General features: G+C 75.6%; 21 protein-coding genes and 1 pseudogene. 3 read left to right on the top strand and 19 right to left on the bottom strand.

Features of this window, described 5'->3' with window-relative positions; translation table 11 throughout:
• Window positions 1-59: 59 nt before the first annotated feature.
• From CO540_RS02780 to CO540_RS02750, 7 genes are all read right to left on the bottom strand, one after another.
• Window positions 60-647: a TMEM165/GDT1 family protein gene (locus CO540_RS02780; protein ID WP_098744627.1), complete on the bottom strand. Its 588-nt coding sequence runs from the start codon at window positions 645-647 to the stop codon at window positions 60-62.
• A 217-nt stretch (window positions 648-864) separates the two neighbouring features.
• Complete coding sequence (egtD, locus tag CO540_RS02775; RefSeq protein ID WP_099160777.1) at window positions 865-1,830, bottom strand: L-histidine N(alpha)-methyltransferase; 966 nt, start codon at window positions 1,828-1,830, stop codon at window positions 865-867.
• Window positions 1,831-1,867: 37 nt separating this feature from the next.
• Complete coding sequence (egtC, locus tag CO540_RS02770; protein WP_099160776.1) at window positions 1,868-2,614, bottom strand: ergothioneine biosynthesis protein EgtC; 747 nt, start codon at window positions 2,612-2,614, stop codon at window positions 1,868-1,870.
• A 9-nt stretch (window positions 2,615-2,623) separates the two neighbouring features.
• Complete coding sequence (gene egtB / locus CO540_RS02765) at window positions 2,624-3,952, bottom strand: ergothioneine biosynthesis protein EgtB (RefSeq protein ID WP_099160775.1); 1,329 nt, start codon at window positions 3,950-3,952, stop codon at window positions 2,624-2,626.
• Window positions 3,949-5,184 carry an ergothioneine biosynthesis glutamate--cysteine ligase EgtA gene (gene egtA / locus CO540_RS02760; protein ID WP_099160774.1) on the bottom strand — a complete coding sequence of 412 codons (1,236 nt, stop codon included), beginning with the start codon at window positions 5,182-5,184 and terminating at the stop codon, window positions 3,949-3,951. Before egtA ends, egtB begins: the two co-directional genes overlap by 4 nt.
• Before the next feature lie 158 nt (window positions 5,185-5,342).
• The gene (locus CO540_RS30720) at window positions 5,343-5,501 is read right to left on the bottom strand and encodes a hypothetical protein (protein WP_253866388.1); all 159 of its coding nucleotides are present in this window, start codon (window positions 5,499-5,501) and stop codon (window positions 5,343-5,345) included.
• 591 nt (window positions 5,502-6,092) lie between these two features.
• A complete protein-coding gene (locus CO540_RS02750) occupies window positions 6,093-6,725 on the bottom strand; it encodes an RNA polymerase sigma factor (RefSeq protein WP_099160773.1) in 633 nt (210 codons plus the stop codon).
• 518 nt (window positions 6,726-7,243) lie between these two features.
• On the opposite strand from CO540_RS02750, the gene CO540_RS02745 reads away from it, so the two are divergent.
• Window positions 7,244-8,650, top strand: a complete 1,407-nt coding sequence (locus CO540_RS02745) for a serine/threonine-protein kinase (protein ID WP_099160772.1) — start codon at window positions 7,244-7,246, stop codon at window positions 8,648-8,650.
• 118 nt (window positions 8,651-8,768) lie between these two features.
• Here CO540_RS02745 and CO540_RS02740 read toward each other — a convergent pair whose 3' ends face one another.
• The 6 genes and pseudogenes from CO540_RS02740 to CO540_RS02715 all read right to left on the bottom strand — a co-directional run bounded on the left by CO540_RS02740 (window position 8,769) and on the right by CO540_RS02715 (window position 15,301).
• Complete coding sequence (locus CO540_RS02740; RefSeq protein ID WP_099164559.1) at window positions 8,769-11,249, bottom strand: FtsX-like permease family protein; 2,481 nt, start codon at window positions 11,247-11,249, stop codon at window positions 8,769-8,771.
• 5 nt (window positions 11,250-11,254) lie between these two features.
• A pseudogene (locus CO540_RS02735) lies at window positions 11,255-12,018 on the bottom strand (ABC transporter ATP-binding protein).
• A gap of 147 nt (window positions 12,019-12,165) precedes the next feature.
• Complete coding sequence (locus CO540_RS02730) at window positions 12,166-12,831, bottom strand: response regulator transcription factor (RefSeq protein ID WP_099160771.1); 666 nt, start codon at window positions 12,829-12,831, stop codon at window positions 12,166-12,168.
• Window positions 12,828-14,051 (bottom strand): sensor histidine kinase, encoded by a 1,224-nt coding sequence (locus tag CO540_RS02725; RefSeq protein ID WP_099160770.1) that lies wholly within the window; start codon window positions 14,049-14,051, stop codon window positions 12,828-12,830. The genes CO540_RS02730 and CO540_RS02725 overlap by 4 nt, the downstream gene beginning before the upstream one ends.
• A gap of 39 nt (window positions 14,052-14,090) precedes the next feature.
• Window positions 14,091-14,333 (bottom strand): hypothetical protein, encoded by a 243-nt coding sequence (locus CO540_RS30090; RefSeq protein WP_141684584.1) that lies wholly within the window; start codon window positions 14,331-14,333, stop codon window positions 14,091-14,093.
• A gap of 272 nt (window positions 14,334-14,605) precedes the next feature.
• The gene (locus CO540_RS02715; protein WP_099160768.1) at window positions 14,606-15,301 is read right to left on the bottom strand and encodes a DUF305 domain-containing protein; all 696 of its coding nucleotides are present in this window, start codon (window positions 15,299-15,301) and stop codon (window positions 14,606-14,608) included.
• Window positions 15,302-15,440: 139 nt separating this feature from the next.
• Here CO540_RS02715 and CO540_RS02710 point away from each other — a divergent pair, with 139 nt between their 5' ends.
• Complete coding sequence (locus tag CO540_RS02710; RefSeq protein WP_099160767.1) at window positions 15,441-16,886, top strand: LVIVD repeat-containing protein; 1,446 nt, start codon at window positions 15,441-15,443, stop codon at window positions 16,884-16,886.
• A 77-nt stretch (window positions 16,887-16,963) separates the two neighbouring features.
• Here CO540_RS02710 and CO540_RS02705 read toward each other — a convergent pair whose 3' ends face one another.
• Together CO540_RS02705 and CO540_RS02700 are read right to left on the bottom strand one after the other, a co-directional pair.
• Window positions 16,964-17,956, bottom strand: coding sequence for a carcinine hydrolase/isopenicillin-N N-acyltransferase family protein (locus CO540_RS02705; protein WP_099160766.1), 993 nt, complete (start codon window positions 17,954-17,956; stop codon window positions 16,964-16,966).
• A gap of 48 nt (window positions 17,957-18,004) precedes the next feature.
• Window positions 18,005-18,478 carry a DUF1203 domain-containing protein gene (locus CO540_RS02700; protein ID WP_099160765.1) on the bottom strand — a complete coding sequence of 158 codons (474 nt, stop codon included), beginning with the start codon at window positions 18,476-18,478 and terminating at the stop codon, window positions 18,005-18,007.
• A gap of 131 nt (window positions 18,479-18,609) precedes the next feature.
• Between CO540_RS02700 and CO540_RS02695 the strand changes: the two genes are divergently transcribed.
• Window positions 18,610-19,476, top strand: a complete 867-nt coding sequence (locus CO540_RS02695) for a transglutaminase domain-containing protein (RefSeq protein ID WP_099160764.1) — start codon at window positions 18,610-18,612, stop codon at window positions 19,474-19,476.
• Window positions 19,477-19,484: 8 nt separating this feature from the next.
• Here the strand turns inward: CO540_RS02695 and CO540_RS02690 are convergent, their stop codons facing one another.
• From CO540_RS02690 to CO540_RS02675, 4 genes are all read right to left on the bottom strand, one after another.
• Entirely contained in the window at window positions 19,485-21,098 is a 1,614-nt protein-coding gene (locus CO540_RS02690; protein ID WP_099160763.1) for an asparagine synthetase B, read from the bottom strand.
• Between the two features lie 4 nt (window positions 21,099-21,102).
• Window positions 21,103-22,065, bottom strand: coding sequence for a hypothetical protein (locus CO540_RS02685; RefSeq protein WP_099160762.1), 963 nt, complete (start codon window positions 22,063-22,065; stop codon window positions 21,103-21,105).
• Window positions 22,066-22,177: 112 nt separating this feature from the next.
• Entirely contained in the window at window positions 22,178-22,972 is a 795-nt protein-coding gene (locus CO540_RS02680; RefSeq protein ID WP_099160761.1) for an isocitrate lyase/phosphoenolpyruvate mutase family protein, read from the bottom strand.
• Window positions 22,969-24,051, bottom strand: coding sequence for a cytochrome P450 (locus CO540_RS02675; RefSeq protein WP_253866386.1), 1,083 nt, complete (start codon window positions 24,049-24,051; stop codon window positions 22,969-22,971). The genes CO540_RS02680 and CO540_RS02675 overlap by 4 nt, the downstream gene beginning before the upstream one ends.
• Window positions 24,052-24,135: the final 84 nt, after the last annotated feature.

Genomic DNA, 24,135 nt, shown 5'->3' with positions numbered 1-24,135 from the left:
GCCGCCTCCCGGACACTTACCCACCGGGACCGGGCCTGATCATCCGAACGCCACCGGCGTCAGTTCAGCTCCCTGATCGCCTCGAAGACCAGCCACAGGCCGCAGATGGCGAAGAGCACGGCGGCGCCGTAGCGGATCGCCCGCTCCGGCAGGTGCCGGCCGAGCATCCGGCCCACCAGGATCGCCAGCGCGTCCGCGGCGACCATGCCGAGCGTCGAACCGAGCCAGGTGCCGAACCAGCCGTACTTGGTCGCCAACGTGATGGTGGCGAGCATGGTCTTGTCACCCAGCTCGGCCAGGAAGAACGCCACACCGACCGCGACGATCGCCGACTTGGTGCTGCGCTCGGCCTTGCGCTTCTCCTCCTCGGTCAGCTTGTCGCCGCGCAGCGTCCAGGCGCCGAAGCCGAGGAACGCCAGGCCGGCGATGAGCGAGATCCACCCGGTGGGCAGGGCCGCGTTCAGGCCGTAGCCGATGGCCACCGAGGCGAGGTGGACGACCGCCGTGGCGATCGTGATGCCGATGAGCACCGGCACGGGCCGGAAACGCGTGGCGAACGTCAGGGCCATGAGCTGGGACTTGTCCCCCAGCTCGGCGACGAAGATGACGCCGAAGCTGACCACCAGCGCGACGAGGAAACCCTCCATGTGAACCTTCCCGATCAAGCCGGGAGGAGAGACAGGGGCGCCCTCGACCCGGCTGCGACAGCCTGAGTCGAAGGTCTCGCCCGCCTCGGGAACCGAGGCCGCGTGGCCGGATGCGGAACGCACCAGTGTGTCGACCACGACATTGGGGGCTACTCCCCTTCGCGCCGCCAGCCTAGCCGATCGCCCCCGGGCCCGGTCGCCGGGTGTGGCCGGGGCCTCAGTCGGCCCGGGCCAGGCTCACCCCGAACAGGCCCGCGCGGTCGGTCCAGAACGCCTGCCGGTCGAACCCGGCGGCGGTCAGCTCGGCCGCGATCCCCTCCGGGCGGAACTTCGCCGAGACCTCGGTGCGCAGCTCCTCACCCTCGGCGAACGCCACGTCCAGGTCGAGCACCCGCGCCCGGGTCGGACGCTCGGCGCGCAGCCGCATCTCGATCCACTCCCGCTCCGGGTCCCAGAGCGCCACGTGGCGGAACGCGCCGAGGTCGAAGTCCGCGCCCAGCTCCCGGTTGATCACGCGGAGCACGTTGCGGTTGAACTCGGCCGTCACGCCCGCCGCGTCGTCGTAGGCGGGCACCACCACGGCCGGGTCCTTGACCAGGTCGGTGCCGACCAGCAGCCAGTCGCCGGCCTCCAGCGCCGCCCGCATCGCGGTGAGGAACTCGGCCCGCTCCACCGGCATCAGGTTGCCGATCGTGCCGCCGAGGAACGCCACCAGGCGCCGGCCACCGGTCGGCAGCCGGTCCAGGTGGCGGGTGAAGTCACCGACGATCCCCCGCACCCGCAACCCCGGGTACGCGGCGGCGATCTGCTCGGTGGACTGCCGCAGGGCGCTGACCGAGACGTCCAACGGCACGAAGGTGCCCAGGTCGCCGTGCCGGGTGAACGCGTCCAACAGCAGTCGGGTCTTCTCCGACGAGCCCGACCCCAGCTCGATCAGCGTCTTCGCCCCGGTCATCGTGGCGACGTCGTCGGCGTGCGCGGCCAGGATCGCCCGCTCGGCCCGGGTCGGGTAGTACTCCGGCAGTCGGGTGATCTCCTCGAACAGCTCGCTGCCCCGGGCGTCGTAGAACCACTTCGGCGGCAGCCACTTCGGTGTGGCGGTCAGCCCGACCCGTACGTCCTCCCGCAGCCCCCGGTCGAGGTCCTGATCCTCCAGGTGGATCTCCAGCGGTTCCGCGCCCATCACGTGTCCTCTCTGTCCTACCGGTGGATTCGGCCGGTCAGGCGGTGGTCGGTTCCCGGATGTCGAGCCCGGCCGTGGTGGCCACCACGAGCCGCCGGTCCGGCACCGGCTGCCAGTCCGGGTGGTCGTCGAAGGGTTCGGAGGCCAGCAGGACCGAACCCGGCCCGCGTCGTACGGACAGCGCGTGCCCGGCCACGCTGGCGACGACCGTCGTGCCGTCGGTGAGCAGCAGGTTCAGCCGGGAGCCGGGCGCGGCCGCGGCGACCGCCGCGACGGTGTCGGCCACCGCCTCGTCGAGCGCCGCGCCGCCGCGGAGCCGGTGCCGGACCAGCGCCCAGAGCAGGGCCGAGTCGGTGGGCACCTCCAACGTGAGCAGGTCACGCACGGGCAGGCCCTCGGCCAACGGGACGAGGCTGTCCGGCCAGCCGCGCACCACGCCGTTGTGGCTGAACAGCCAGCGCCCCTCGGCGAACGGCGCGGCGGCCGTCTCGTGCAGCGGCATCCCCACCGTGGCGGAGCGGACGGCGGCCAACACCGCCCCGGTCGACGTCACGGCGGCCAGCTCCGGCAGAGTGGTGTCGCTCCACATCGGCTGGGCCCGCCGGTAGCGCACCGGGTCGCCGCCGCCCGGGTACCAGCCGACGCCGAAGCCGTCGGCGTTGATGGTGCCGCCGCCGCGCATGTCCCGCGGCGCCCAGGACTGGCGCAGCAGCCCGTACGGCGGGTCGAACAGGAGGCTCCCCAGGGGCACCGGTGGACCGAGGTACGCGAGGTGGCGGCACATCGGGCCGGCTCACTCCTCTCCGCCGGCGTCGCGGGCGCAGCGGAACCCGCTGAAGATCTGCCGCCGGATCGGGTAGTCCCAGTTGCGGAACGTGCCCCGGCAGGCGGCCCGGTCGGTGCCGAACGAGCCGCCGCGCAGCACCCGGTGGTCGTCGCCGAAGAAGACCTCCGAGTATTCCCGGTAGGGGAACGCGGTGAATCCCGGATGCCCCCGGAACGCGGACGACGTCCACTCCCACACGTCGCCGACGAGCTGGTGCACGCCGAGCGGCGAGGCGCCGTCCGGATACGCGCCGACCGGCGCCGGCCACAGGTGCCGCTGGCCGAGGTTCGCGTGGCCGGGGGTCGGGTCCTGGTCGCCCCACGGGTAGCGGCGGGAGCGGCCGGTCGCCGGGTCCCACCGGGCGGCCTTCTCCCACTCCGCCTCGGTGGGCAGCCGCCGGCCCGCCCAGGCCGCGTACGCCTGGGCCTCGTACCAGCAGACGTGCACCACCGGCTCGTCGTCGCGGACCGTGGACCAGCGGCCGAACCGGCGGTACGCCCACCCGTCGCCGTCGCGCCGCCAGTGCAGCGGCGCGCTCAGGTCCGCCTCGACCCGGTGCCGCCAGCCGGCCTCGCTCCACCAGCGCGGCTCGTCGTAGCCGCCGTCGGCGATGAACGCGCGGTACTGCCCGTTGGTGACCGGCGCGGCGTCGATGGCGTACGCGGGCAGGTCGACCGTGTGCGCGGGCCGCTCGTTGTCCAGCGCCCACGGGTCGGTCGAGGTGCCCATGGTGAACGGGCCGGCCGGCACCAGCACCTCCCCGCCGACCCGGGCCCGCGGCTCGGGTGGGGGCGGGGCGTCCAGCACCGGCGCTCCGGCGCGCAGTTGGTGGGTGGCGAGCATGGTCTCGTCGTGCTGCTGCTCGTGCTGCACGATCATGCCGAACGCGAAACCGTCCTCGACCAGCCGGCGGTCGGTGAAGCGGATGCCGTCGAGCAGGTCGTGGACCTTGTCCCGGACCGTGCGCACGTAGGCGCGCGCCTCGGCCGGGGGCAGCAGCGGCAGCGCGGGCCGGTCCTTGCGCGGTTGCTTGAAGGCGTCGTAGAGGTCGTCGATGTCGCGGCGCACCGGCTCACGGCCGCCGACGTCGCGGACGAGCCACAGCTCCTCCTGGTTGCCCACGTGCGCCAGGTCCCAGACCAGCGGCGACATGAGTGTGGAGTGCTGCCGGACCAGGTCGTCGTCGTCCACCGCGTCGGTCAGCAGGGCGGTACGGGCGCGGGTGCGCTCCAACTCCGCGGCGATCCGGCCGCGCAGCTGCTCGGCGTCCGTACCCGGGCGCTCGGTCGTGGTCACCGGTGTCCCCTCTCCGCGACGGCACGGCGCCGCCGGATCGCTCGGTCGATCTCGTCGTGCAGCCCGGCCGGCAGGTCGAGCCGGGGCAGGGCCGCGAGGGCCAGGTCGAACAGGGCCGCCGCGGCGGTCGCCAGCGGGCGCTCGGCCAACCCGCGCCGGGCCGCCGCGCTCCACCGGTCGGCCACCGGCCCGGCCGCGGCCAGCGCCTCCCTGGTGGTCGCCGGGTCGGCGAAGAGCGCGGCCAGCACCGCCAGCGGCACGGTCCACTCCCGCCCGGGCTGGGCGTCCAGATAGCGCAGCTCGAGGTAGCCGCGCGGGCGCACCGGCGGGAACAGCGTGCTGAGGTGGTAGTCGAGGTCGTCGGTGGTGGGTGGGCGGTCGAGCGCCCCGGCCAGCCAGTCGGCGAAGGTGACGCCCGGCGGCGTGGACCAGTCCGGGCCGTCGTCACGGACGCAGAGCAGCGGCGCGGCCAGCGCGTACTCGGTCCAGGCCGCCACCGGGTCACGGTCGGCGCGGCCCGGTGACCAGACCGGGCGGGTACGCGCCGGGTCGATGGCCAGCCAGGCGGCCATCCGGGCGGACGCCCAACCGGTGCGCCGGCCGGCGTGCCGGTCGGCGGTGGCGAAGGCGGCCAGCAGCGGTGGCCCGACGGCGTGCGCGGCGGCCCACCGCTCGGCCACCTGCCCGGGCTCGCCGACGTCCAGGCAGACCTGGAGCCCGGCCGTGCTGTACATCATGGCCCGCCCGGCCGGGCCCCGCCGGTCGAAGACGCGGCGCATGGCGCGGTAGCGCGGAGTTTCCACGACCGGTCGCGGGGACCGCCAGGGATCCATCCCGGTGCGTCCCAGCACCAGCCCGGCGGCGTCCAGCAGGGCGCGCAGCTCGGCGGCGTCGGCCTCGGTGGCCAGGATGAGCGCGGCGACCGACGGTCGCGCCGCGGCGGAGATCTCCACCTGCCCGCCCGGCTCCACGGTCACGGTTCCGCCGCGCCGGAGCTCGTCGGCCGGGCTGGTGGGGTCGACGGTGACGGGGCTGTGCCGTCCCAACGCCTCGCGCAGTCGCTCGCGGTCGACCCGACGGGCCGGGTCCGCGGCGTCGTGCACGGTCCATTCCAGTTCGACGCCGGTGAGCGTGGGTGGCCCGGTCTTGAAACAGATGCGGGCCAGATGCCCGCGGGCCGCGGCCTCGTCCCCCAGGACGGTGACCCGGTCCAGCTCCGGCGACATCACCACGTGACGGCTCCTCTCCCGGAGACGGACGACGTCGTTGTCGCCCGGGACCCGGCCGGGTACGGCACGGGTCCGCGCGTCCCCCCATCCTCTGTCTAGCAGACGGATTTCGCGCGCCCGGGAAGATGAAATTTTGTCCGGAATCCGATTGCGCCGGACGCTCAGTCCTGGTCGTCGTCCTCGTCGTCGGGCGGGCCCGGAGGCTTCGACTTCGACTTCGACTCCGGGGTGGGCTTGGGCTTGGGCGGCTTCCCGGCCGCCGACGGCACCAGCTCCCGGCAGTAGCCCTCGACCCGGTCGGCGCCACCGGCGGCGGCCACCAGGTCGGCGAAGCCCGGCGTGGTCAGGGCCTTGGCCCGCTGCCGCTCCGGCTTCGCCAGATAGGCGCGGCAGTGACCGGCGAGCCGGCCGTCGACCGGCGGCGCGGTGGCCGAGCGGGACGGCGGGGCGGCGGCGGGGACGTCGCCGCGCCGGACGCCTCACCGGTCGGGGTGCTGGGAGCCGGTCGCGACGGGCCGGCACCGGACGGGCCGGTACCGGACGGGCCCGCCGTGGTCGGCGCCGGCGGGGCCGTCGGTTCCTGGTTCCGGTCCAGACCCACGGCCGCGAAGGCCACCCCGGCGACCGCGGTGGCGGCGAGCCCGGACAGCGCGGCGGCGACCCGGAGACGCCGGCGCGCGCGTGGCGCGGGGACCGGCGGGGGCGCCGCGCGGGCGGCCCGGAACGCGGCGAGCGCCTGTTCCTCGCCGGCGAGTTCGTCGGCGGAGGCCGGGGCGGCCGCGGCGGCGAGCAGCCGGCTCAGGGGATCGCCGTCGTCGGGCGCCGGCGCGCCGAGGCGTGCCGCGTCGAGAAGGCGGTCGGATTCCGTCCGGTCGTCGGGCCGGCGCGGGTGCATGCCGTCTCTCCTCACGTCAGCCCTCCGCCGGCTCGGCCTCGGGCGCGTGCGGCGCGCGGCGGTCGGTGCGGGGGCGGGGCGCGGACGTCTCCCGGACACCGTTCGGGGCGCCCTCGGCCGAGCGCTCCAACAGCGCCGCCAGGCGGCGCAGCCCGCGGTGGGCGGCGGTACGCACCGCGCCGGCGCGCCGGCCCAGCACCCGCCCGGCGGTCTCCGCGTCGAGGCCGATGACGGCCCGCAGCATCACCGCCTCCGCCTCGGCCGGCGGCAACGTGCGGATCAGCGCCAGCGCGCTCTCGGTGCCGATCGCCTCCCCCGCCCGGTCGGCGGTGTCGGCGTCCGAGGCCAGGTCGTTGAGGGCCTGCACGGGCACCGGCACCGCGGGTCGCCGTCGTTGCCGGCGCAGGTGGTCCATGGCCCGGTTGCGGGCGACGGTCACCGCCCAGGCCCGGAACTCGCCGCCGGTGAACGACGGCAGGTCGCGCGAGATCTGCAGCCAGGTCTCCGACGCCACGTCCTCGGCGTCGGCGCCGACCAGGGCGGTCAGGTAGCGCAGCAGGGCCGGCTGGAGGCTGCGGTAGAGGTGACGGAACGCCTCCTCGTCGCCCGCCCGCGCGGCGGCGACCGCCTCGTTCAGGTCCGGGGTCACGGGCGCCGCCCCGGCGGGACCGGGCTCGCCGGCCGGGCGTCGGCCCGCGCGGGAGACCGCACCGTCATTCGCACCCCCGCCCCCCGCTGAGCTGATCGGCACCGGCCCGGGACCGGTGCGCATGGACACTGCCGCGCAGCGCGGCCGTCGGCGGACATACCGTACCGACGTCGTGGGGCGGCCGGGAGCCGGGCCAACGCTAGGAGGGGATCCCGCTGGCCGGCAAGCCACGAAGAGCCGGGAAAAGGGAGAGAAATGTCTACCGAGCGGATCGGCGTGTCGGTGTAACGAAGACCACCGCCCGGTCGCCGCCGAACCGGAGGAAACGGGCGGATCCCGACCGAACGAGCCGGACATCCGCCGCCGTCCGGACACATTATGGCCGATCGTACCCGGTCGGTCACGGTGCGCCCACGGCCGAAACCGGCCTCGGCCGTTCGGATGACCGGGCCGGAACCGCTCGCCGACCGCGACGGGAGAGATCGCGGGAAATACTCCGGGGCCGCGGTGGGTACGGTATGGGAATGCTCACCTCCGACGTCGTACTCAGCGGTCGGTACCGCCTGGAAGACCGTGTCGCCACCGGCGGCATGGGCGACGTCTGGCGTGCCACCGACCTGGTGCTCGGTCGGCCGGTCGCGGTGAAGGTGCTTCTTCCCGCGCTGGTCTCCGATCCCGACTTCATCGCCCGGTTCCGCTCCGAGGCGCGGATCATGGCGTCGTTGCGTCATCCGGGCGTGGTCCAGGTCTTCGACTGCGGCGAGGACGAACTGCCCGACGGCAGCCGGGCCGACTACCTGGTCATGGAGTTCGTCGCCGGTGAGCCGCTGTCCCGGCGGATCGAGGCGGCCGGGCAGCTCGAGGTCGCCGAGACCATGTCGATCGTGGCCCAGGTGGCCCAGGCGCTGCACGGGGCGCACGGCCGCGGCATCGTCCACCGCGACGTCAAGCCGAGCAACCTGCTGGTGCAGGAGGACGGCACCGTGGTCCTGGTCGACTTCGGGGTGGCCCGCTCGACCAACGTCACCAGCATCACCAGCACGAACGCGGTGCCCGGCACCGCCCTCTACATGGCCCCCGAGCAGGCCGCCGGCCGCCCCGTCTCGGGCGCCACGGACGTGTACGCGCTCGGCGCGGTCGCCTACTGCTGCCTCACCGGCAGCCCGCCGTTCACCGGGGACAACCCGCTCCAGGTCGCGGTGCGACACCTCGACGACGCGCCGCCGGAGCTGCCGGCGGAGATCCCGGCGGCGGTACGCGAGCTGGTCGCCCGGGCGCTGGCGAAGGACCCGGCCGACCGCTACCCGAGCGCCGCGGCGATGGCCGACGCGGCCCGGGCGGCGCGCACCGAGTCGCCCGCCGCGACGGTGCCGGTCGCCCTGCGCGGCGCGGCCGGGCCGGGGCGGACCCGCGACGACCAGCCGGTCGCCCGGCCGGCCGCCGCGGTCGCGCCGGCGCGCCGCCGCAGTCGTCGCGGCACCCTGGTCGGCGCACTGGGCGCCGTGCTGGTGGCGGTGACCGCGCTGGGCGCGCTGGTGGCCGCCGCCAAGGACGCGGAGGCGCCGGCCACCCAGCTCGATTCCACGGCGCCCGCGGTGGCGCCGAGCAACTCCGTCGCCGACACCGCCGTCACCGAGGGGCCGTCGACGGTCGAGGACGACTACACCTACCGCCCGGTCGGCCCGGGCGGCAAGCCCTCGGCGTCGACCTCGGTGACGCCGAGCGCCTCGCCGAGCGCCTCGGGCCAGCCCAGCCCGTCGAGCGCCCCGTCGACGCCGCCGACCGCGCCGAGCAGTCCGCCGGCCACCAGTTCGACGCCGACCGATCCCGCCACGCCGACCGAGACCACCACCACGACCGCCCCCGCCGAGGGCGGCGGCGGGGACGACGGTGGGACCGGCGGCCAACCCGTCTCCCGCCCCTGAGCGACCCCGGACCGGGCCCGTCCACGCGGCGGGACCGAACCGTCGCAGGCACGCACGGAGCCGGTCCCGCCGTCGAGGCGGGACCGGCTCGTCGGCGTCCGGACGACGGTGGCCGACGTCAGTCGGCGCCGAGCGACGCCACCACCGGCCGGGACAGCGCCCGCCGGGCCGGCAGGACCGAGGCGAGCAGGGCGGCGAGCACCGCCACCGCGACGATCAGACCGAGCCGTCCCCACGGCAGCACCAGCGTGAAGTCCCCGCCGATGCGGGCCACCACGGCCATCGCCCCGGCGGCGACCCCGACGCCCAGCGCGACACCGAGCAGCGTGCCGACCGCCGCGGTGAGCACGGCCTCGACCGCGAGCACCGCCCGCATCCCGCCCCGGCTCAGGCCGACCGCCCGCAGCACGGCGTTCTCCCGGGTCCGCTCCACCACCGAGAGGCTCAGCGTGTTGGCGACCCCCACCAGCGAGATCACCACGGCCAGGCCGAGCAGCGCCGTGACGAGACCGAGCACCATGTCGACGGTGCCGGTCAGCATCTTCTTGTAGGCGGCCTGGTCCATCAGGTTGACGGTCGGGTAGCGGGCGACCACCGACTCCACGGCGGCCCGGGCGACGTCCACGTCCACCCCGTCGGCGGGATCCACCTCGGCCAGATGACCGCGTTCGGTGGGGAAGAGCCGGGTGAAGTCCGCGTCGACGACGTCCACCACGTACCCGTCGGGCACCGGGCTGCCGGCCAGGGCAGGCCGGTCCTCGGCCACCACGGCGGCGACCCGGAACGGACGCCCGGCGACGGTGACGGTGTCCCCGACGGTCCAGCCCCGGGCGGCGGCCAGCTCGCGGTGCACCAGCACCGAGCCCGGCCCGAACGCGCCCGGGTCGCCGGCGTCCACCGCGGACAGCGTCCGCCGGACCAGGGCCGGGTGGGCGGCCCGCACCTGCACGCCGTCCGACACCCGGCTGCGCTGCTCGTGCACGACGCCCAGCTCCGGCCGGGCGGCCAGCTCACCGGCCAGCGGCGCCGGCAGCTCCCCACCGATGCCGGTGACCAGGAAGTCCACGCCGATCCGGGCGTCCACCGCGCGCTCGATGCCGGTCTTGACGCTGCCCGCGCCGACCACGAAGGCCGAGACCAGGCCGATCCCGATCACCATCGCGGTGGCGGTGGCCGCGACCCGGCGCGGGTTGCGCACCGCGTTCGCCACGGCCAGGGCGCCCGGCGCGCCGACCACCGCGCGCACCGGCGCGCCGAGCGCCCGGACCAGCGCCGGCACCAGCACCGGGCCGAAGGCCACGATGCCGCCGAAGGCCAGCAACCCGCCGGCCGCCACCAACGGCACCTGGCCGGTCGCCCCCGCGCCGAGCAACGCCGCCACCCCGGCGGTGAGGGCCAGCGCCCCGACGCCGAGCCGGATCCGGCCGGCCGGGCGGGCGGGCCGGGTCGCCGCGTCGGTCAGCGCGGCCACCGGCGCGATCCGGGTGCCCTGCCAGGCCGGCAACGCGGCCGCCAGCACGGTGAGCAGCGTGCCCAGTGCCAGGGAGAGCAGCACCGTCCGGGTCGTCACCGTGACCCCGCCGGCGGCCGTCGCTCCGGTCGCCCCGAGCAACGCGCCGAGACCGGCGGCCAGCGCCGTGCCCACCGCCACCCCGACCGTCGAGGCGACCAGCCCGGTCAGCGCCGCCTCGACCAGCGTGGCCCGGTAGACCTGCCCCCGGGTCGCGCCGACCAGGCGCAGCAACGCCGTGCGCCGGGACCGCTGCGCGAGCACGATGGCGAACGTGTTGGCGATCACGAAGCCGGCGACCACCACCGCCACCGCCGCGAAGGTGCCCAGCAGCAGCTCGAACTGCCGCAGGTCGCGAACGGCGTCGGCGACCGCCGCGTCGAGGACGGCCGCGCGGTCCCGGACCGTGACGCCCGGGCCGACCACCGCCCGGACCCGGTCGGCCAGCGCCCGGGTGTCCACCCCGGGGCGCGCGGCCACCATGATCCGCCCGTAACCACGGTCGCCGCCGACCGCGAGGGCGTCGGCGCCCACCAGGCCGATGAACGGCCCGCCGACGTCGCGCGACGTGCCGGCGACGTCGACCGCGCCGACCAGGGTGTACGCCCGGGCCGCCCCGCCGACCCCGCCGACCGACACCGGCCCGCCGAGGGTGAAGCGCTGCTCGGCGACGGTCTTCTCGTCCAGCACCAGCTCGCCCGCGCGCTGCGGTAGCCGGCCGGCGACCACGTCGTACGACTGCAGGGCCGGCTCGGTGGGGATCGCGGCGAGCACGGCGTAGCCGAGCACGGGCCGGCCGTCGGCGCCGACCACCCCGGCGCTGCCGGTCAGCTCCCCCGCGGCCGCGGCGACCCCGTCCACCGCGCGGACCCGGTCGACCAGGGCCGGCGACAGGGGCACCCGGCCGGCGTAGGCGGCCAGGTCGGTGTGCCGGTCGAACGCGCCGGCGCGCGCGTACGCCCCGGCCCGCATGCCGTCGGTGACCATCAGGGTGCCGGCGACGAAGGCGACGCCGAGCACGACCGCCAGCGACGACAGCAGCAGCCGCAGGCCGTCGGCGCGGATCTGGCGCAGGGTCAGGCGCAGCATCCCGGTCACCGCCCCACCGGCGTCGCGGCCGGTTCGAGCCGGCTCAGCGCCTCGCGGACCCGGGCGGTGGTCGGGGCGTGCACCTCGTCGACGAGCCGGCCGTCGGCCAGGAAGACCACCCGGTCGGCGTACGCGGCGGCGGCCGGGTCGTGGGTGACCATCACGACGGTCTGACCGAGGGTGTCCACGGCCTCGCGCAGCAGCCGCAGCACCTCGGCGCCGGAGCGGGAGTCCAGGTTGCCGGTCGGCTCGTCGGCGAAGACGACCCACGGCCGGGTGACCAGTGCGCGGGCCACGGCGACGCGCTGCTGCTGCCCGCCGCTGAGTTCGGCCGGCCGGTGGTCGAGGCGGTCGGTCAGGCCGACGGCGGCCACCACCTGCCGCAGCCAGGCCGGATCGGGTCGCCGGCCGGCGATGGCCAACGGGAGGACGATGTTCTCCTGCGCGGTGAGCGTGGGCAGCAGGTTGAACCTCTGGAAGACGAAGCCGATCCGGTCCCGGCGCAGCCGGGTCAGCCGGCGGTCGTCGAGGCGGGCCAGGTCGGCCTCGCCGATGCGGACGGTGCCGGCCGACGGCCGGTCCAGGCCGGCGAGGCAGTGCAGCAGGGTGGACTTGCCGGAGCCGGAGGGCCCATCACGGCGGTGAAGCGGGCGGCGCCCAGGTCGAGGTCGACGCCGTCGAGGGCGACGACCCGGTTCGGCCCGGCGCCGTACTCCATGTGCAGCGCACGGGCGGCGACGGCGACGCCGGTGGTCGGGGTTGCGGACAACGTGGTGCTCCTGTCGGAGACGGTCTGCTGACCCTTCCGACGCTATGGCCGGCACCCGGCCGGCCATCTCCACCTGCGCGCGCGACCTCGGTACTCCCCCGGTCGCCCCCGACCGGCGGACCCGTACGACCCGAGGCGTACGCCGGGTCATCCGCCGGGTGTGACCAGCCCGCTCTCGTACGCCAGCACCACGGCCTGGACCCGGTCGCGGAGCTGGAGTTTGGCCAGGATCCGGCCCACGTGCGTCTTCACCGTCGCCTCCGCGACGTGCACCCGCCCGGCGATCTCCGCGTTGGACAGCCCCTGCGCGACGAGCAGCAGCACCTCCCGCTCCCGCTCGGTCAGCTGGGCCAGTCGCGGGTCCTGGACCGGAGCGGGGCCGAGCTGGCCGGCGAAGCGGTCGAGCAGTCGCCGGGTGATCGACGGGGCGACCACCGAGTCACCCTCGGCGACCACCCGGATCGCGGCGAGCAGGTCCTCCGGCGGCACGTTCTTGAGCAGGAAGCCGCTCGCCCCGGCGCGCAGCGCGGCGAAGGCGTCGGCCTCGGTGTCGAACGTGGTGAGCACCAGCACCCGGGGACGCCCGCCGGTGGAACGGGCGCAGATCCGCCGGGTCGCCTCCACCCCGTCCATGGTGGGCATCCGCAGGTCCATCACCACCACGTCGGCCTCGACCCGGTCCAGGACCCGCAGCGCGTCCGCGCCGTCGATCGCCTCACCGACCACGGCCAGGTCGGGTTGGGAGTCGAGCACCATCCGGAATCCGGCACGGACCAGCGCCTGGTCGTCGACGATCATCACCCGCACGGTCACGCCGCCGCGCTCCCTTCCTCGGTGCCGGCCGGCGCGGGCAGCGGCAGTCGCGCCTCCACCCGCCAACCGCCGGCCAGCGTCGGTCCGGCGGCGAGGCTGCCGTCGTACACCCCGACCCGTTCCCGCATGCCGACCAGGCCGTGCCCGCCGGACGGCGCCGGCCGCACCACCGGGCGGCCGCGCCCGTCGTCGACGGCCCGGACCACGACGGCGTCGGCGTCCCAGTCGAGCGTCAGCTCGACCGACGCCCCCACGCCGGCGTGCTTGAGCGCGTTGGTCAGGCTCTCCTGCACCACCCGGTAGACGGTCAGTTCCAGGCCGGGCGGCAGCGCCACCGGGGTGCCGGCGCCGGCGCAGGCGATCCGCAGCCCGGCGGCGCGGAACCGGTCGAGCAACGCGGGCAGCTCCACCAGCGCGGGACGCCGGTGCGCCGGCTCGGCGGCCGGCTCGTCGGTCACCGCGGGCGGCTCCGGGCGGCTCGGCTCGCGCAGCACCCCGACCAGCCGCCGCATCTCCTCCAGCGCCTGCCGGCCGGTGTCCGCCACCACCTTCGCGGCCTCCCGCGCGGTCGCCGGGTCCCGGTCCAGGGTGAACCGCACGCCGTCGGCCTGCACGATCATCACGGCCATGCTGTGCGCGACCACGTCGTGCAGCTCCCGGGCGATGCGGGTGCGCTCCTCGGCCACCGCCGCCCGGGACTCCGCCTCCCGCTCCCGCTCCAGCGTCGCGGCCCGCTCCTCCAGGCTGAGCACGTAGAGCCGGCGGGTCCGCACGTTCAGCCCGACCAGCCAGACCGCGCCGGTGACCAGGCCGTAGTAGAGCGCCCCCGCCCACCAGGGCGCCGGCCCGGGCCAGGAGAGCGCGGAGAGCAGCACGCCGATCGCCGCGCCGATCCCGGCCAGGATGCCGTCGCGCGCCCGGTCGGCGTACTTGACCACGCTGTAGAGGGCGATCAGCACGCCGATGTCGTAGCCGAGCGGGCCCCAGCCGACGATCACCTGGGCCAGCGCGAGCGCGGCCACCGCCACGGCGACCAGGGACGGGTGGGTCCGCCGGAAGAACAGCACCGCCGCCATCGCCACGCCGACCGCGAACGCCGGCAGGCCGCCCTGCTCGGCCAGCAGGCCGAGCACGGCGACGAGGACGACCAGCCCGGAGACGGCGGCGTCGAAGGCGACACCGCGCAGCGGGCGGCCGAGGATCAGGCGGTCCACGGTCACCCAGCGTACGGGGTGGCGCGCGCGTCGATGCCCACCGCGTCAGCCGCCGACGCCGGCCGCCTCCGACACGGCCCAGGCCAGGTTCTCGGCGGCGAAGCTGCCGCGCAGCTGGGAGAACCTGGTCCACTCGCCCGCCGGAAGACCAGAACCCGTCACGGTCAACGTCCACCCGTCCTCGGCCCCGGCCGCCCAGTCACGGAGCCCGGCGGCCACCAGGTCGGCGTCGGACCGGGACCCGACCACGGCCCGGATCCGAGTGCCCTCGTCGGGCGTGACAGGCACGGCAGGAACCGTACGACGGAGGTGCGCGAGAAGGTCGGCCGTGGCGGACGGCAGCAGCTCGCTCCCGATCCCGACGGCGAGCCCCACCCACGGCGTCGCCGCAGGCTGCTCCCCGTCGCGCTTCCGCCACCTCCCGGGCAGACTGATCATGAGCGGTGAGAGTACCGACGCCCGGTCGCCCTCCGGAAGTACGCCGTCGACCATGAAGTTGACTGCCTTCACCGTCCGGCATGTCGCCGCCAACTTCATGATCGACGGGTGGGGTGGGTGGGTCAGGACGGGAGGAGGGCGCGCATGCGGGTGATCTCGGCGGACTGCTCGACCGCGACGGCGTTGGCGAATTCCTGCATGACCTGGTCGGCGCCCACCTTGAGCAGATCGGTGGACATCACCACCGCGCCCTGGTGATGGGCGGTCATCATCCGCACGAACAACGTGTCGAACGCCGCGCCCCGGGCGTCCGCGAGCTGCCGCATGGCCTCGGCGGACTGCATCCCGCGCATGGTGGCGTGGTCGTGGCCGGCCACCTCGGCCGGCAGGTCACGGGTGCTCAGCCAGGCGCGCAGCACGCCGACCTCGGGCCCCTGGGCGGCCCGGATCCGGTCGGCGACGGCTCGCACCCGGGGGTCTGCGGCCCGGTCCGGGGCGAGCTTCGCCATCTCCAGCGCCTGCTCGTGGTGCGGGATCATCATCCGCACGTACCAGACGTCCAGGCCGTTCCACCGCGGCGGGGCGGCGTCGCGGACCTCCGCGGCGGGGCGGGTGGCCGCCGACTCGCCCGGGCGGCCGGGGACCAGCACGGGCGGGGCGGAGACACTGCCCGTCGGGCTCGGGACGGCGCCGGCCGGGCTCGGCCGGGTCGCCGCCGGGCGGGTGTCGCCGCGCCCGGTCAGGGCCAGCCCGCCGATCACCAGGAGCGCTGCCAGCGCTGTGACGGCCCACCACACGCGTGCCTGCCGGCCGGTCATACGACCCTCCCTCCGGTCGAGGTGAAAGCGATCCTATCCATAGACGAAAGTTCCCGGATGTGACCGGGATCACATTGATGAACGTCATAAGTCGGTAAGGTGTGGCGAATCATCATCCCCCTTTCGAAGGGTGTTGCCGATGATCAGCATCCGCACGTCCCGTACCCGTATCGTCGGTCTCGCCGCCGCCGGCCTGCTGCTCGCCGGCGTGATCGCCGCGCCGCCGAGCAGCGCGCAGGAGGTCCCCCGGGCGGCCCCGGCCACCGTGGACAGCGCCGTCCCCGGTGTCGACGAGATCTCCAGCAGCCCCAACCTGCGGCAGGTGGCCAACCTGCCGAAGCAGGCGCCCTTCGACACCACGTCCGCCCTCGGCACCGACATCGCCTTCCAGGGCCGGTACGCGTTCGCCGGCAACTACGAGGGTTTCGTCATCTACGACGTCTCCCGGCCGAGCCGGCCGACCATCGTCTCGCAGGTGCTCTGCCCCGGCTCGCAGAACGACATCTCGGTCCACGGGAACCTGCTCTTCCTGTCGACCGACTCCTCCCGCAACGACGACTCGTGCGCCAGCACCAGCCAGCCGGCGTCGGTCAAGGAGTCGTGGGAGGGCATCAAGATCTTCGACATCCGCGACAAGCGCAACCCGCGCTACATCAAGTCGGTGGAGACGGCCTGCGGCTCGCACACCCACACGCTGGTGCCGGGCAAGGACCGGCGCAACGTCTACCTGTACGTCTCCTCGTACAGCCCGCGGGCCGAGTTCCCGGACTGCCAGCCGCCGCACGACTCGATCTCCATCGTCAAGGTCCCGGTGAAGAGCCCCACCTCGGCGTCCGTGGTCGCCACCCCCAACCTCTTCCCGGACGGCGGCTACCCGGGCATCCCGGGCCAGACGTCCGCGACCACCGGCTGCCACGACATCACCGCGTACCCGTCGAAGGACCTGGCGGCGGGCGCGTGCATGGGTGACGGCGTCCTGCTGGACATCAAGAACCGCGAGGCGCCCCGGGTGATCGAACGGGTCACCGACGCGGAGAACTTCGCGTTCTGGCACTCGGCCACGTTCAACAACGCCGGCACCAAGGTCGTCTTCACCGACGAGCTGGGCGGCGGCGGCGCGGCGACCTGCAACGAGGTGGTCGGGCCGAACCGCGGCGCGGACGCCATCTACGACATCACCGGCCGCGGCGACGCCCGCAAGCTGGAGTTCCGCAGCTACTACAAGATCCCGCGGGTCAACGCGGACACCGAGAACTGCGTGGCGCACAACGGCTCGCTGATCCCGGTGCCCGGCCGCGACATCATGGTCCAGGCCTGGTACCAGGGCGGCATCTCGGTGTGGGACTTCACCGACTCCCGCCAGCCGAAGGAGATCGCCTACTGGGAACGCGGGCCGCTGGACGCCACGCAGCTGCGCACCGGCGGGTCCTGGTCGGCCTACTGGTACAACGGCCACATCTACTCCAGCGACATCCAGAAGGGACTGGACGTGCTGGAGCTGCGTGACCCGCGTACCTGGCTGGCCCAGTTCCTCCTGGTGCCCGAGCTGAACGTGCAGACCCAGGCGGGCTACCTGAGCTGGTGACCCGCTGACCGTCGCCGGGCCCGGCACCCCCTCGGGGCGCCGGGCCCGGGTCAGCCCATCGGGGCGCCGGGCCCGGGTCAGCCCATCGGTAACCGGTAGTCCCGGATCCCGCCGCCCGCCGTGACCACCCGCACCTCGCCGCTGCGCAGCGCGTACGTCACCGACCAGCGGGTGTGCGGCTGCCGGACGGCGGCGAGCAGGCGCAGCGCCCCGGCGGCGTCCAGCGCGCCACCGACCCGGTCCAGCTCCGTCGCCAGCACCCCGTACCGGTGGTCGCGCCGCAGGTCCCGGTCGGTGACCCCGACGGTCGGCACGTTGGTCAGCGCCTGCCACGGACCCCGGCGGCGGTCGACGCGCATGCTCCCGTCGACGAACTCGACCACGGCGGACTCCCCGGTCGCGTCCGCGAGCAGGTAGTGCAGCGCCGGGCCGCCGGCGAAGTCCAGGTTGTGCCGCGCGAAGACGCCGACCGCCTCGTCCACGGTGGCGGCCGCGTCGAGCACCAGCCGCAGGATGCGCACCGAACCCACGGTGGGGCGTCCGGGCACCGGGTCGGCCCGCGCGCCGTCGTCGGCGGCCAACCCGACCGCCAGACCCCGCTCGTTCATCCCGTCGAAGGGCAGCAGCGGCGCGTCGAGCAGCCGCCGGTCCCCGGCCGGGTCGGCGGCGACCCCGAGGTAGGAGATGTCCACCAGCGAGATCGAGGCGTAGCCGTCCGGCGGGTCGGTGCGCAGCACCAGCGCCGGGTTCGGCTCCCAGTCGAAGTTGCGGGCGAACAACGGGCGGTCCCGGTCGGCCAGCGCGGCGAACAGCGAGCAGCCGAACGGGCTGGGCGGGGTGGCGCCCGGCACCCCCACGGTCGGGTCGTAGTCGCCGACGTAGGTCATCTCGTACAGCGGCAGGTCGTCGACCCGGCGCAGGCTGGCCAGGGTCCGCGCGACCTGGTCGGGATCCTGCCGGGAGGCGGTCGAGGTGCCGGGCCCGGGCGCGCCGCCCGCCCCACGGCCGTCGGCGCACGCCGTGGCGATCAGGAGCACCGCGAGCCCGGTGGCGACGAGCGTCCTCCGCATACCCGCGACGCTAGGAGAGACGGCGACCGGTGTCCATCGAGGAACCGGTCAGCCCCGGACGACCGCGAACATCCAGCAGCCGTACACCACGTTGCGGCTGTGCAGGACGTCCACCGCCGGGTCGGCGAACAGCTCGGCGACCACCGCCTCCGGCGCGTCGCCGTCGTGCCGGCGGCCGCCGACGATGCGGCCCCGCCGGTCGTACGCCCGCAGCACCTGCGGCCGTCCGCGCCAGCCCACCGGGTAGGCCGTCACCTCCGCCGGCCCGGCGCAGGCCGCGTCGTGCGCGAAGACCGGCCCGAGTTCCCGGTAGGGGCCGGGCGGCAGCGGCGGCGCGTAGCCGAACAGCAGCAGCGGTTCGCCCGCCTCGGCGTCGCGCAGGCAGCAGCGCAGCGGCTCGCCGCCGCCGGCCCGGTGCCGCTCCGGCGGCTGCCCGCCGGCGTCGCGGCCGGTGCGGCGCAGGTCGGCCAGGATTTCGGCCGGCAGCGGGCGGATCAGGAAGGCGGTACGGGTCGTCGTCACCCGTCCAGCGTGGCCCGGCGCCGGCCGTGGCGCTGGCGGCCATCGGACCTGGCGTTACCCGCCGGAGATTCCGGCCGCCCGGCCGCCGTCCGGGCACCCGTGGCGCGGTCGCGTGGGTCGACAATCGACTGATGGACTATCGGACCCACTCCCCGTACAGCGATCCCCGCCACCACGCCGCGCTGCTCGACGCGGTCCCCGGCGACGTCGCCGGCGCCTCGGCGGCCGCCCGCAACGTGATCGTCCACTACCGCGCCGGCGGCGTCGAGCTGTCCGACGCCCGGCGCGGCGAGGCCAACCTGCGCTGGCTGGACCGGATCCTCGACACCGACCAGTCCCGGTTCCCGCTGCCGCTGAGCGCGCCGCGACCCGTCGCGGAGCGGGTGGCCGGGTGTTGCCGCGACCACACGCTGCTCACCGTCGCCGCGTTGCGCCAGCACGGCGTGCCCGCCCGCAGCCGGGTCGGTTTCGCGAGCTACTTCGTGCCGGGCTGGCACCACGACCACGTGCTGGCGGAGTGGTGGAACGGCGAGCGCTGGGTCTGGGCGGATCCGGAGCTGGACCCCGCCGACCCCCGGCCGTTCGACGGCTACGACATCGACCCGGAGGCGGGGCACTTCGACTCGGCGGCCCGGGTCTGGACGGCGTACCGGGCGGGCCGGGTCGACCCGGACCGGTACGGGGTGGACCCGGCCCTGCCGATCCGGGGCGCCTGGTTCGTCCGCGTCTACGTGCTGCACGAGCTGGCCCACCGGCGCAAGGACGAGCTGCTGCTCTGGGACGGCTTCGGCACGATGAGTGACGACCCGACCGAGGCCGACCTCGCGCTCACCGACGAGATCGCCGCGCTGCTGCTCGCCGCCGACGCCGGTGACGCCGCCGCCGAGCGGGAGCTGGCCGACCGGTACGCGTCGGACACCCGGCTGCGCCCGGACGGGACGGTCCGCAGCGTCGACCCGGTCACCGGCACGGTCACCACCGTCGACCTGCGCCGCTGAGCCCCGGTCTACCCCGGCAGGGGCGCCTCGTCCCCGCCCCGCGTGCGGCGCGGGTTGACCAGCCGGCGCACCATCGGGGCGGCGTTCCACCGGGCGGCGCCGACGAGGTCGCGGGCGTGCTCCAGCACCGTGTAGTCGGGCCGGGCCAGGCCCTCGGCGATGGCCCGGTCGAGGTCGTTGCCGCACCGGGTGAGCACGCTGTCGAAGTCCCGCCGGACCGGTTCGAGCAGGTCGTAACCGAAGGAGCGGTGCAGCCGGGCGAAGAGCGGCTTGTACAGCCGGGCGCGCTCGTGCAGGCCCGACGAGTAGGACATCGGGTTCTTCGGCCGTCGCCGGACGTAGTCGGGCAGCAGGTCGGCGAAGGCCCGCCGGACGATCCACTTCTCCTGCCCGTCGCGCAGCTTGAGGTCCAGCGGCAGTCGCATCCCCAGTTCGACGACGCTGAGGTCGAGGAACGGCACCCGCGCCTCCACGCCGTGCCCCATGCTCGCCCGGTCCACCCGCTGCAACTCGGTCCGGCACAGGTTGCGGATCTTGTGCAGGAACAGCCGGCGGGAGCGTTCCGGCCCGACCCGGTGGTACATCGGGTAGCCGCCGAACACCTCGTCCGAGCCGTCGCCGGTGAGCACCACCTTCACGCCCAGCTCCCGCAGCCGCCGGAAGATCGGCACCGAGACCACGGCGTTGATGATGTCGCCGTACTCGGTCAGCTCGGAGATCCGGATCGCCTCGCGCACGTCGGCGAGCCGGATGTCGCGCGGGCGCAGCTCGATCACCTCGTGGGGCACGCCGAGGTCGGCGGCGAGCCGCCGCGCGTACGCGACGTCGGGGCTGTCCGGGACGCCGATGGTCACCGCCACGCAGTCGGGGTGCAACTCCCGGGCGTGCAGCAGCGCCAGCGAGCTGTCCAGGCCGCCGGAGAGCACCACCCCGACGGTGAGGTCGGTGTCCAACCGGATCCGCATGGCGTCGGTGAGCGCGACCCGGACGAGCAGGGCGGCCTCGTCCGGGTCGTCGATCACCGGCAGCCCGGCGCCGAGCGTGAGCAGGTCGACGTGCGGGCGCGGCCGGACCGGGCCGTCGGGTTCGACCCAGCCGTGGTGGCCGGGCGGCACCTCATTGATCGGGGCGCCGTGCCCGACCAGCGCCTTCACCTCGGAGGCGAGGTGCAGGCAGCCGGGCACGCGGGACCAGTAGAGCGGCTTCACCCCGAGCGGGTCACGGGCCAGGTACACCCGGCCGGCGTCGCGTTCGACCACGACGAACGCGTACTCGCCGCGCAGCCGGCGTACCGCGTCCCCGCCCCACTGGCGGTACGCGGCAAGCACCACCTCGGTGTCGCCGAGCGTGCGGAACTCGTGCCCGAGTCGGGTCAGCTCGGCGCGCAGCTCGTGGTGGTTGAAGATCTCGCCGTTGAAGCAGAGCAGGTGCCGTTCGTCCGGCGACACCCAGGGCTGCACGGCCCGGTCCCGGTCCACGATCCGCAGCCGGCGCACGCCGGCCAGCAGCCCGTTCTCCTGCCGGGTCTCGGTGACCTCCCCGCGCGGGGCGAGCGCGGCCAGCATCCGCCGGAAGGTGGCCGGGTCGGCCTCGGGGCCGATGCTCAGCGCGATCCCGCACACCGGGTCACACCCCCATCTCGGCCTCGTACGCCCGCCGGAACCGGCGGCGGGCCACGGGCGCGAGGCAGACGTGCCAGGCCTGTCCCTCGTCGATGACGTTGATCTCACCGGCCTCCTGGCGGGCCAGCAGCAGCCCGGCCAGGGTGGTGCGGGCCCCGAAGCGCTCGTACCACGCCAGCTCCACGTCGGCCGCCCAGCCGAGGCAGTGCCCACTGGGCACCATCGCGGCGTATCCCAGCCGGCGCAGCCGATACTGGTGCTCGGCGCTGCGGGCCAGACTGGTCACCCAGAGCGGCGGCGTGCCGGGCGGGCCGGCCGCGGCGAACTCCCGGCCCAGGTCGTTGAGGAACGCGATCATCTCGCGGCGGGCGCGGCGGAACAGCAGGCCCGCGGTGCGGGGCGTGGCGTCCGGGCGCAGCCGGCGGCGGACCGCCCGCAGGCCCCGCCCGAGCACCGTGGCGGGCTGCTCCTGGTAGCGGAAGTCGAGCAGGCCGCGGCGGCGCAGCCACTCCAGGTCGACCAGCTCGGTGCTGGTGCGGACCTGCTCGTCGGTGAGGAAGGTGGGGCTGTCCCGCCACCACAGCACGTCGATGCGGGAGAGCAGGTAGATCCGGACCAGCGCGGTGAGGTCGTGCGCCGAGCTGCGCGCGTTGGGCTGGTAGCGGGCCATCTCCAGCAGCAGCGTCTCCCGGGCGCCGACCAGCCCCTGGGGCGTGGCGTCGAGGACCGCCGCGACGGCCGGTTCGCGCAGCCGCTGGTCGAGCAGCACCTGTCGGGCGGTGGTCGACGGCGCGTCGGCCAGCGCGCCCACCTCGACCAGCAGCTCCGCCACGGCCGACCGGTACGCGGCCAGGTCGGGCGCGGCGGTGGTCCGCCGCCCTCCGGCGGGCAGCCGGCGGGCGGCGGGGGCGGTGGACGCGACGGCGGGACCGGGCTGGCGACCGGGGCTTCGGCTGGGCACTCGCATGGTCTCCGTCCCCTCTCGGGCAGGACACGGCGTGATGAAACCTGCACTCACCGTAATCACCAGAGAAGGTACCTCCGAGAACAATCCTCCTATCTCCTCCGAAGGTGCCCGATCAGGTGGCGAACCGCCGTGACAGCTGCTGCACCTCGGCGTACCCCGGCGCGGCCGGCTCGCCGGTGTCCGCCCCGGCGGCGACCGCGTCGACCCGACGCAACGCCGCACCCAGGGCCGCCCGGAACAGCAGCGAACCGGTGCTCACCCGGGCCACCCCGAGCCGGCCCAGGCGGTCCAGGTCCGGCCCGCCCGGCCGGTGCAGGACGTTCAGCGGCAGTCCGGCCTCCGCCACCAGCGTGCCGACCGTGTCGTCGGGCGCGCCGGGGACGAAGAAGCCGTCGGCGCCCGCCGCCCGGTACGCCGCCGCCCGGCGCCGCGCCTCGGCCAGCGGCGCCGGCACGTCCAGCCACCACGCGTCGGTGCGGGCGTTGACGAAGAGCCCCGGCGCCGCCGCGCGTACTGCCGCGATCTTCGCCGCGACGAGCGGCGCCGGGGTCAGGGTGCCGTCCGGACGGCCGTCCTCCAGGTTCACCCCCACCACTCCCAGGGCGGCCAGCTCGCCGACGTAGCGGGCAACGGCCGCGGGCTCCTCGTCGAAGCCGTCCTCCACGTCGACGGTGAGCAGCACCGGCAGGTGCCGCAGGCGACGGGCCAGGTCCAGGGTCTCGGCCCGGGTCGCCCCGGCGCCGTCCGGCCGACCGGCGGCCGCCGCGACACCGAGGCTGGTCGTGCCGATCGCGGCATGCCCCCGGGCGGTGAGCGCCGCCGCGGACGCGTGGTCCCAGGCGTTGGGCAGCAGCAGGGGGCGGCCGGGCCGGTGCAGCGCGCGGAAGGCCGCGTGGCGGTCGCTCATCGCAGGGTCACCTCGAGACGGGTCGGGACGCGCAGCGTCGGATGCGGGGCGTAGCTGACCGGAGCGTCGACCGGTGCGCAGCGGCGGCGCAGCACGTCGACCACACCGGCGGCCAGGGCGAACGCGTGCCACGACCCCGGGCAGCCCCGGGCGCCGGCGCCGAACGTCAGCGCCCCACCGGACCGGTCGACCACGAACCGGTCCGGCTCCGGATGGACGGCCGGGTCCCGGTTCGCCGCGTCGAAGCGGAGCAGCAGCGGCTCGCCGACCCGGATCGACCGGCCGCCCAGGTCGAGTGCGGCGGTGGTGATCCGGCGGGTGGCGCGTACCGGTGGGTCGAGCCGCAGCACCTCGGCGAGCAGCGCGGCGGTGGCGAGCCCGGCCGGCGCGGTGAGCCCGTGCCGGACCGCCGCGCCGATCAGCCCGGCCGTGGCGTCGGCGGCCTGCACCAGCAGCCCGATCCGGTTCGCGGTCACCTCGGCCGGCGCCGGTGGCGACATCGCCACCAACGCGGCCACCGCCCGGTCGGCCCGCGCGAGCGCGGCCGGCGCCGCGCCCGGATGGTAGGCGGCGGCCACCGCCGTCACCGCCGGGGCGGCCGCCGCCGGATCCGCCAGGCCGAGCCGCTCCCCCAGCACCACCAGCGGTACGCCCCGCGCCAGCGCCCCCATCACCTCCACCCGGGGTGCAAGGAAGGGCCCCCTGTTAACGCCTCCGGTAGTGCAAGGGACCCCTCTTAACAGGGGCGGCACGGGCGACGCCGACCGGTCGAGGATCTCGCCGGTCCGCCGTGCGGCGGCCAGGGACAGGTCCCGCGGGTCGAGCTCGTCCAGCGCCGCCACCGCGATCGCCCGCCGGCCGGGGTGACGCTCCGGTGGGCTGAAGCGGCTGACGGACGCGCGCAGCCAGGCCAGCGAGCCGGCGACGCCGGGCGGCCCGGCGGGCGGCACCACGCAGCGGGGATCGGTCAGGGCGGCGATGACGTCCGCGTGCCGGGTGACCAGCCAGCCGTCGTCGCCTCGGGTCGGCGGTCCGCAGGCCGGCGTGCCCGGGGCGGCCGTGATCGTCGGTAGGTCCACCACCCGACCGTAGGACGCCGATCGTTCGGTCCGGACCGAACGATCGCCGCGCCAGGTCGGCGAGCTGGCGGCGTCAGGGGCACG

Source organism: Micromonospora sp. WMMA2032 (assembly GCF_002688545.1).
GTDB lineage: Bacteria > Actinomycetota > Actinomycetes > Mycobacteriales > Micromonosporaceae > Micromonospora > Micromonospora sediminicola.
Note: the sequence above shows the minus strand (reverse complement) of the source record. Positions and strands in the feature narration are given on the sequence as shown.

Coding starts and splice junctions, on each gene's coding strand:
- CO540_RS02680 (WP_099160761.1), bottom strand. CDS start 22,972: ATGAGCGACCGCCACGCGGCCTTCCGCGCGCTGCACCGGCCCGGCCGC.
- CO540_RS02715 (WP_099160768.1), bottom strand. CDS start 15,301: ATGACCGGCCGGCAGGCACGCGTGTGGTGGGCCGTCACAGCGCTGGCA.
- egtC (WP_099160776.1), bottom strand. CDS start 2,614: ATGTGCCGCCACCTCGCGTACCTCGGTCCACCGGTGCCCCTGGGGAGC.
- CO540_RS02780 (WP_098744627.1), bottom strand. CDS start 647: ATGGAGGGTTTCCTCGTCGCGCTGGTGGTCAGCTTCGGCGTCATCTTC.
- CO540_RS02740 (WP_099164559.1), bottom strand. CDS start 11,249: ATGCTGCGCCTGACCCTGCGCCAGATCCGCGCCGACGGCCTGCGGCTG.
- egtD (WP_099160777.1), bottom strand. CDS start 1,830: ATGGGCGCGGAACCGCTGGAGATCCACCTGGAGGATCAGGACCTCGAC.
- CO540_RS02695 (WP_099160764.1), top strand. CDS start 18,610: ATGGACTATCGGACCCACTCCCCGTACAGCGATCCCCGCCACCACGCC.
- CO540_RS02710 (WP_099160767.1), top strand. CDS start 15,441: ATGATCAGCATCCGCACGTCCCGTACCCGTATCGTCGGTCTCGCCGCC.
- CO540_RS02685 (WP_099160762.1), bottom strand. CDS start 22,065: ATGCGAGTGCCCAGCCGAAGCCCCGGTCGCCAGCCCGGTCCCGCCGTC.
- CO540_RS02745 (WP_099160772.1), top strand. CDS start 7,244: ATGGGAATGCTCACCTCCGACGTCGTACTCAGCGGTCGGTACCGCCTG.
- CO540_RS02705 (WP_099160766.1), bottom strand. CDS start 17,956: ATGCGGAGGACGCTCGTCGCCACCGGGCTCGCGGTGCTCCTGATCGCC.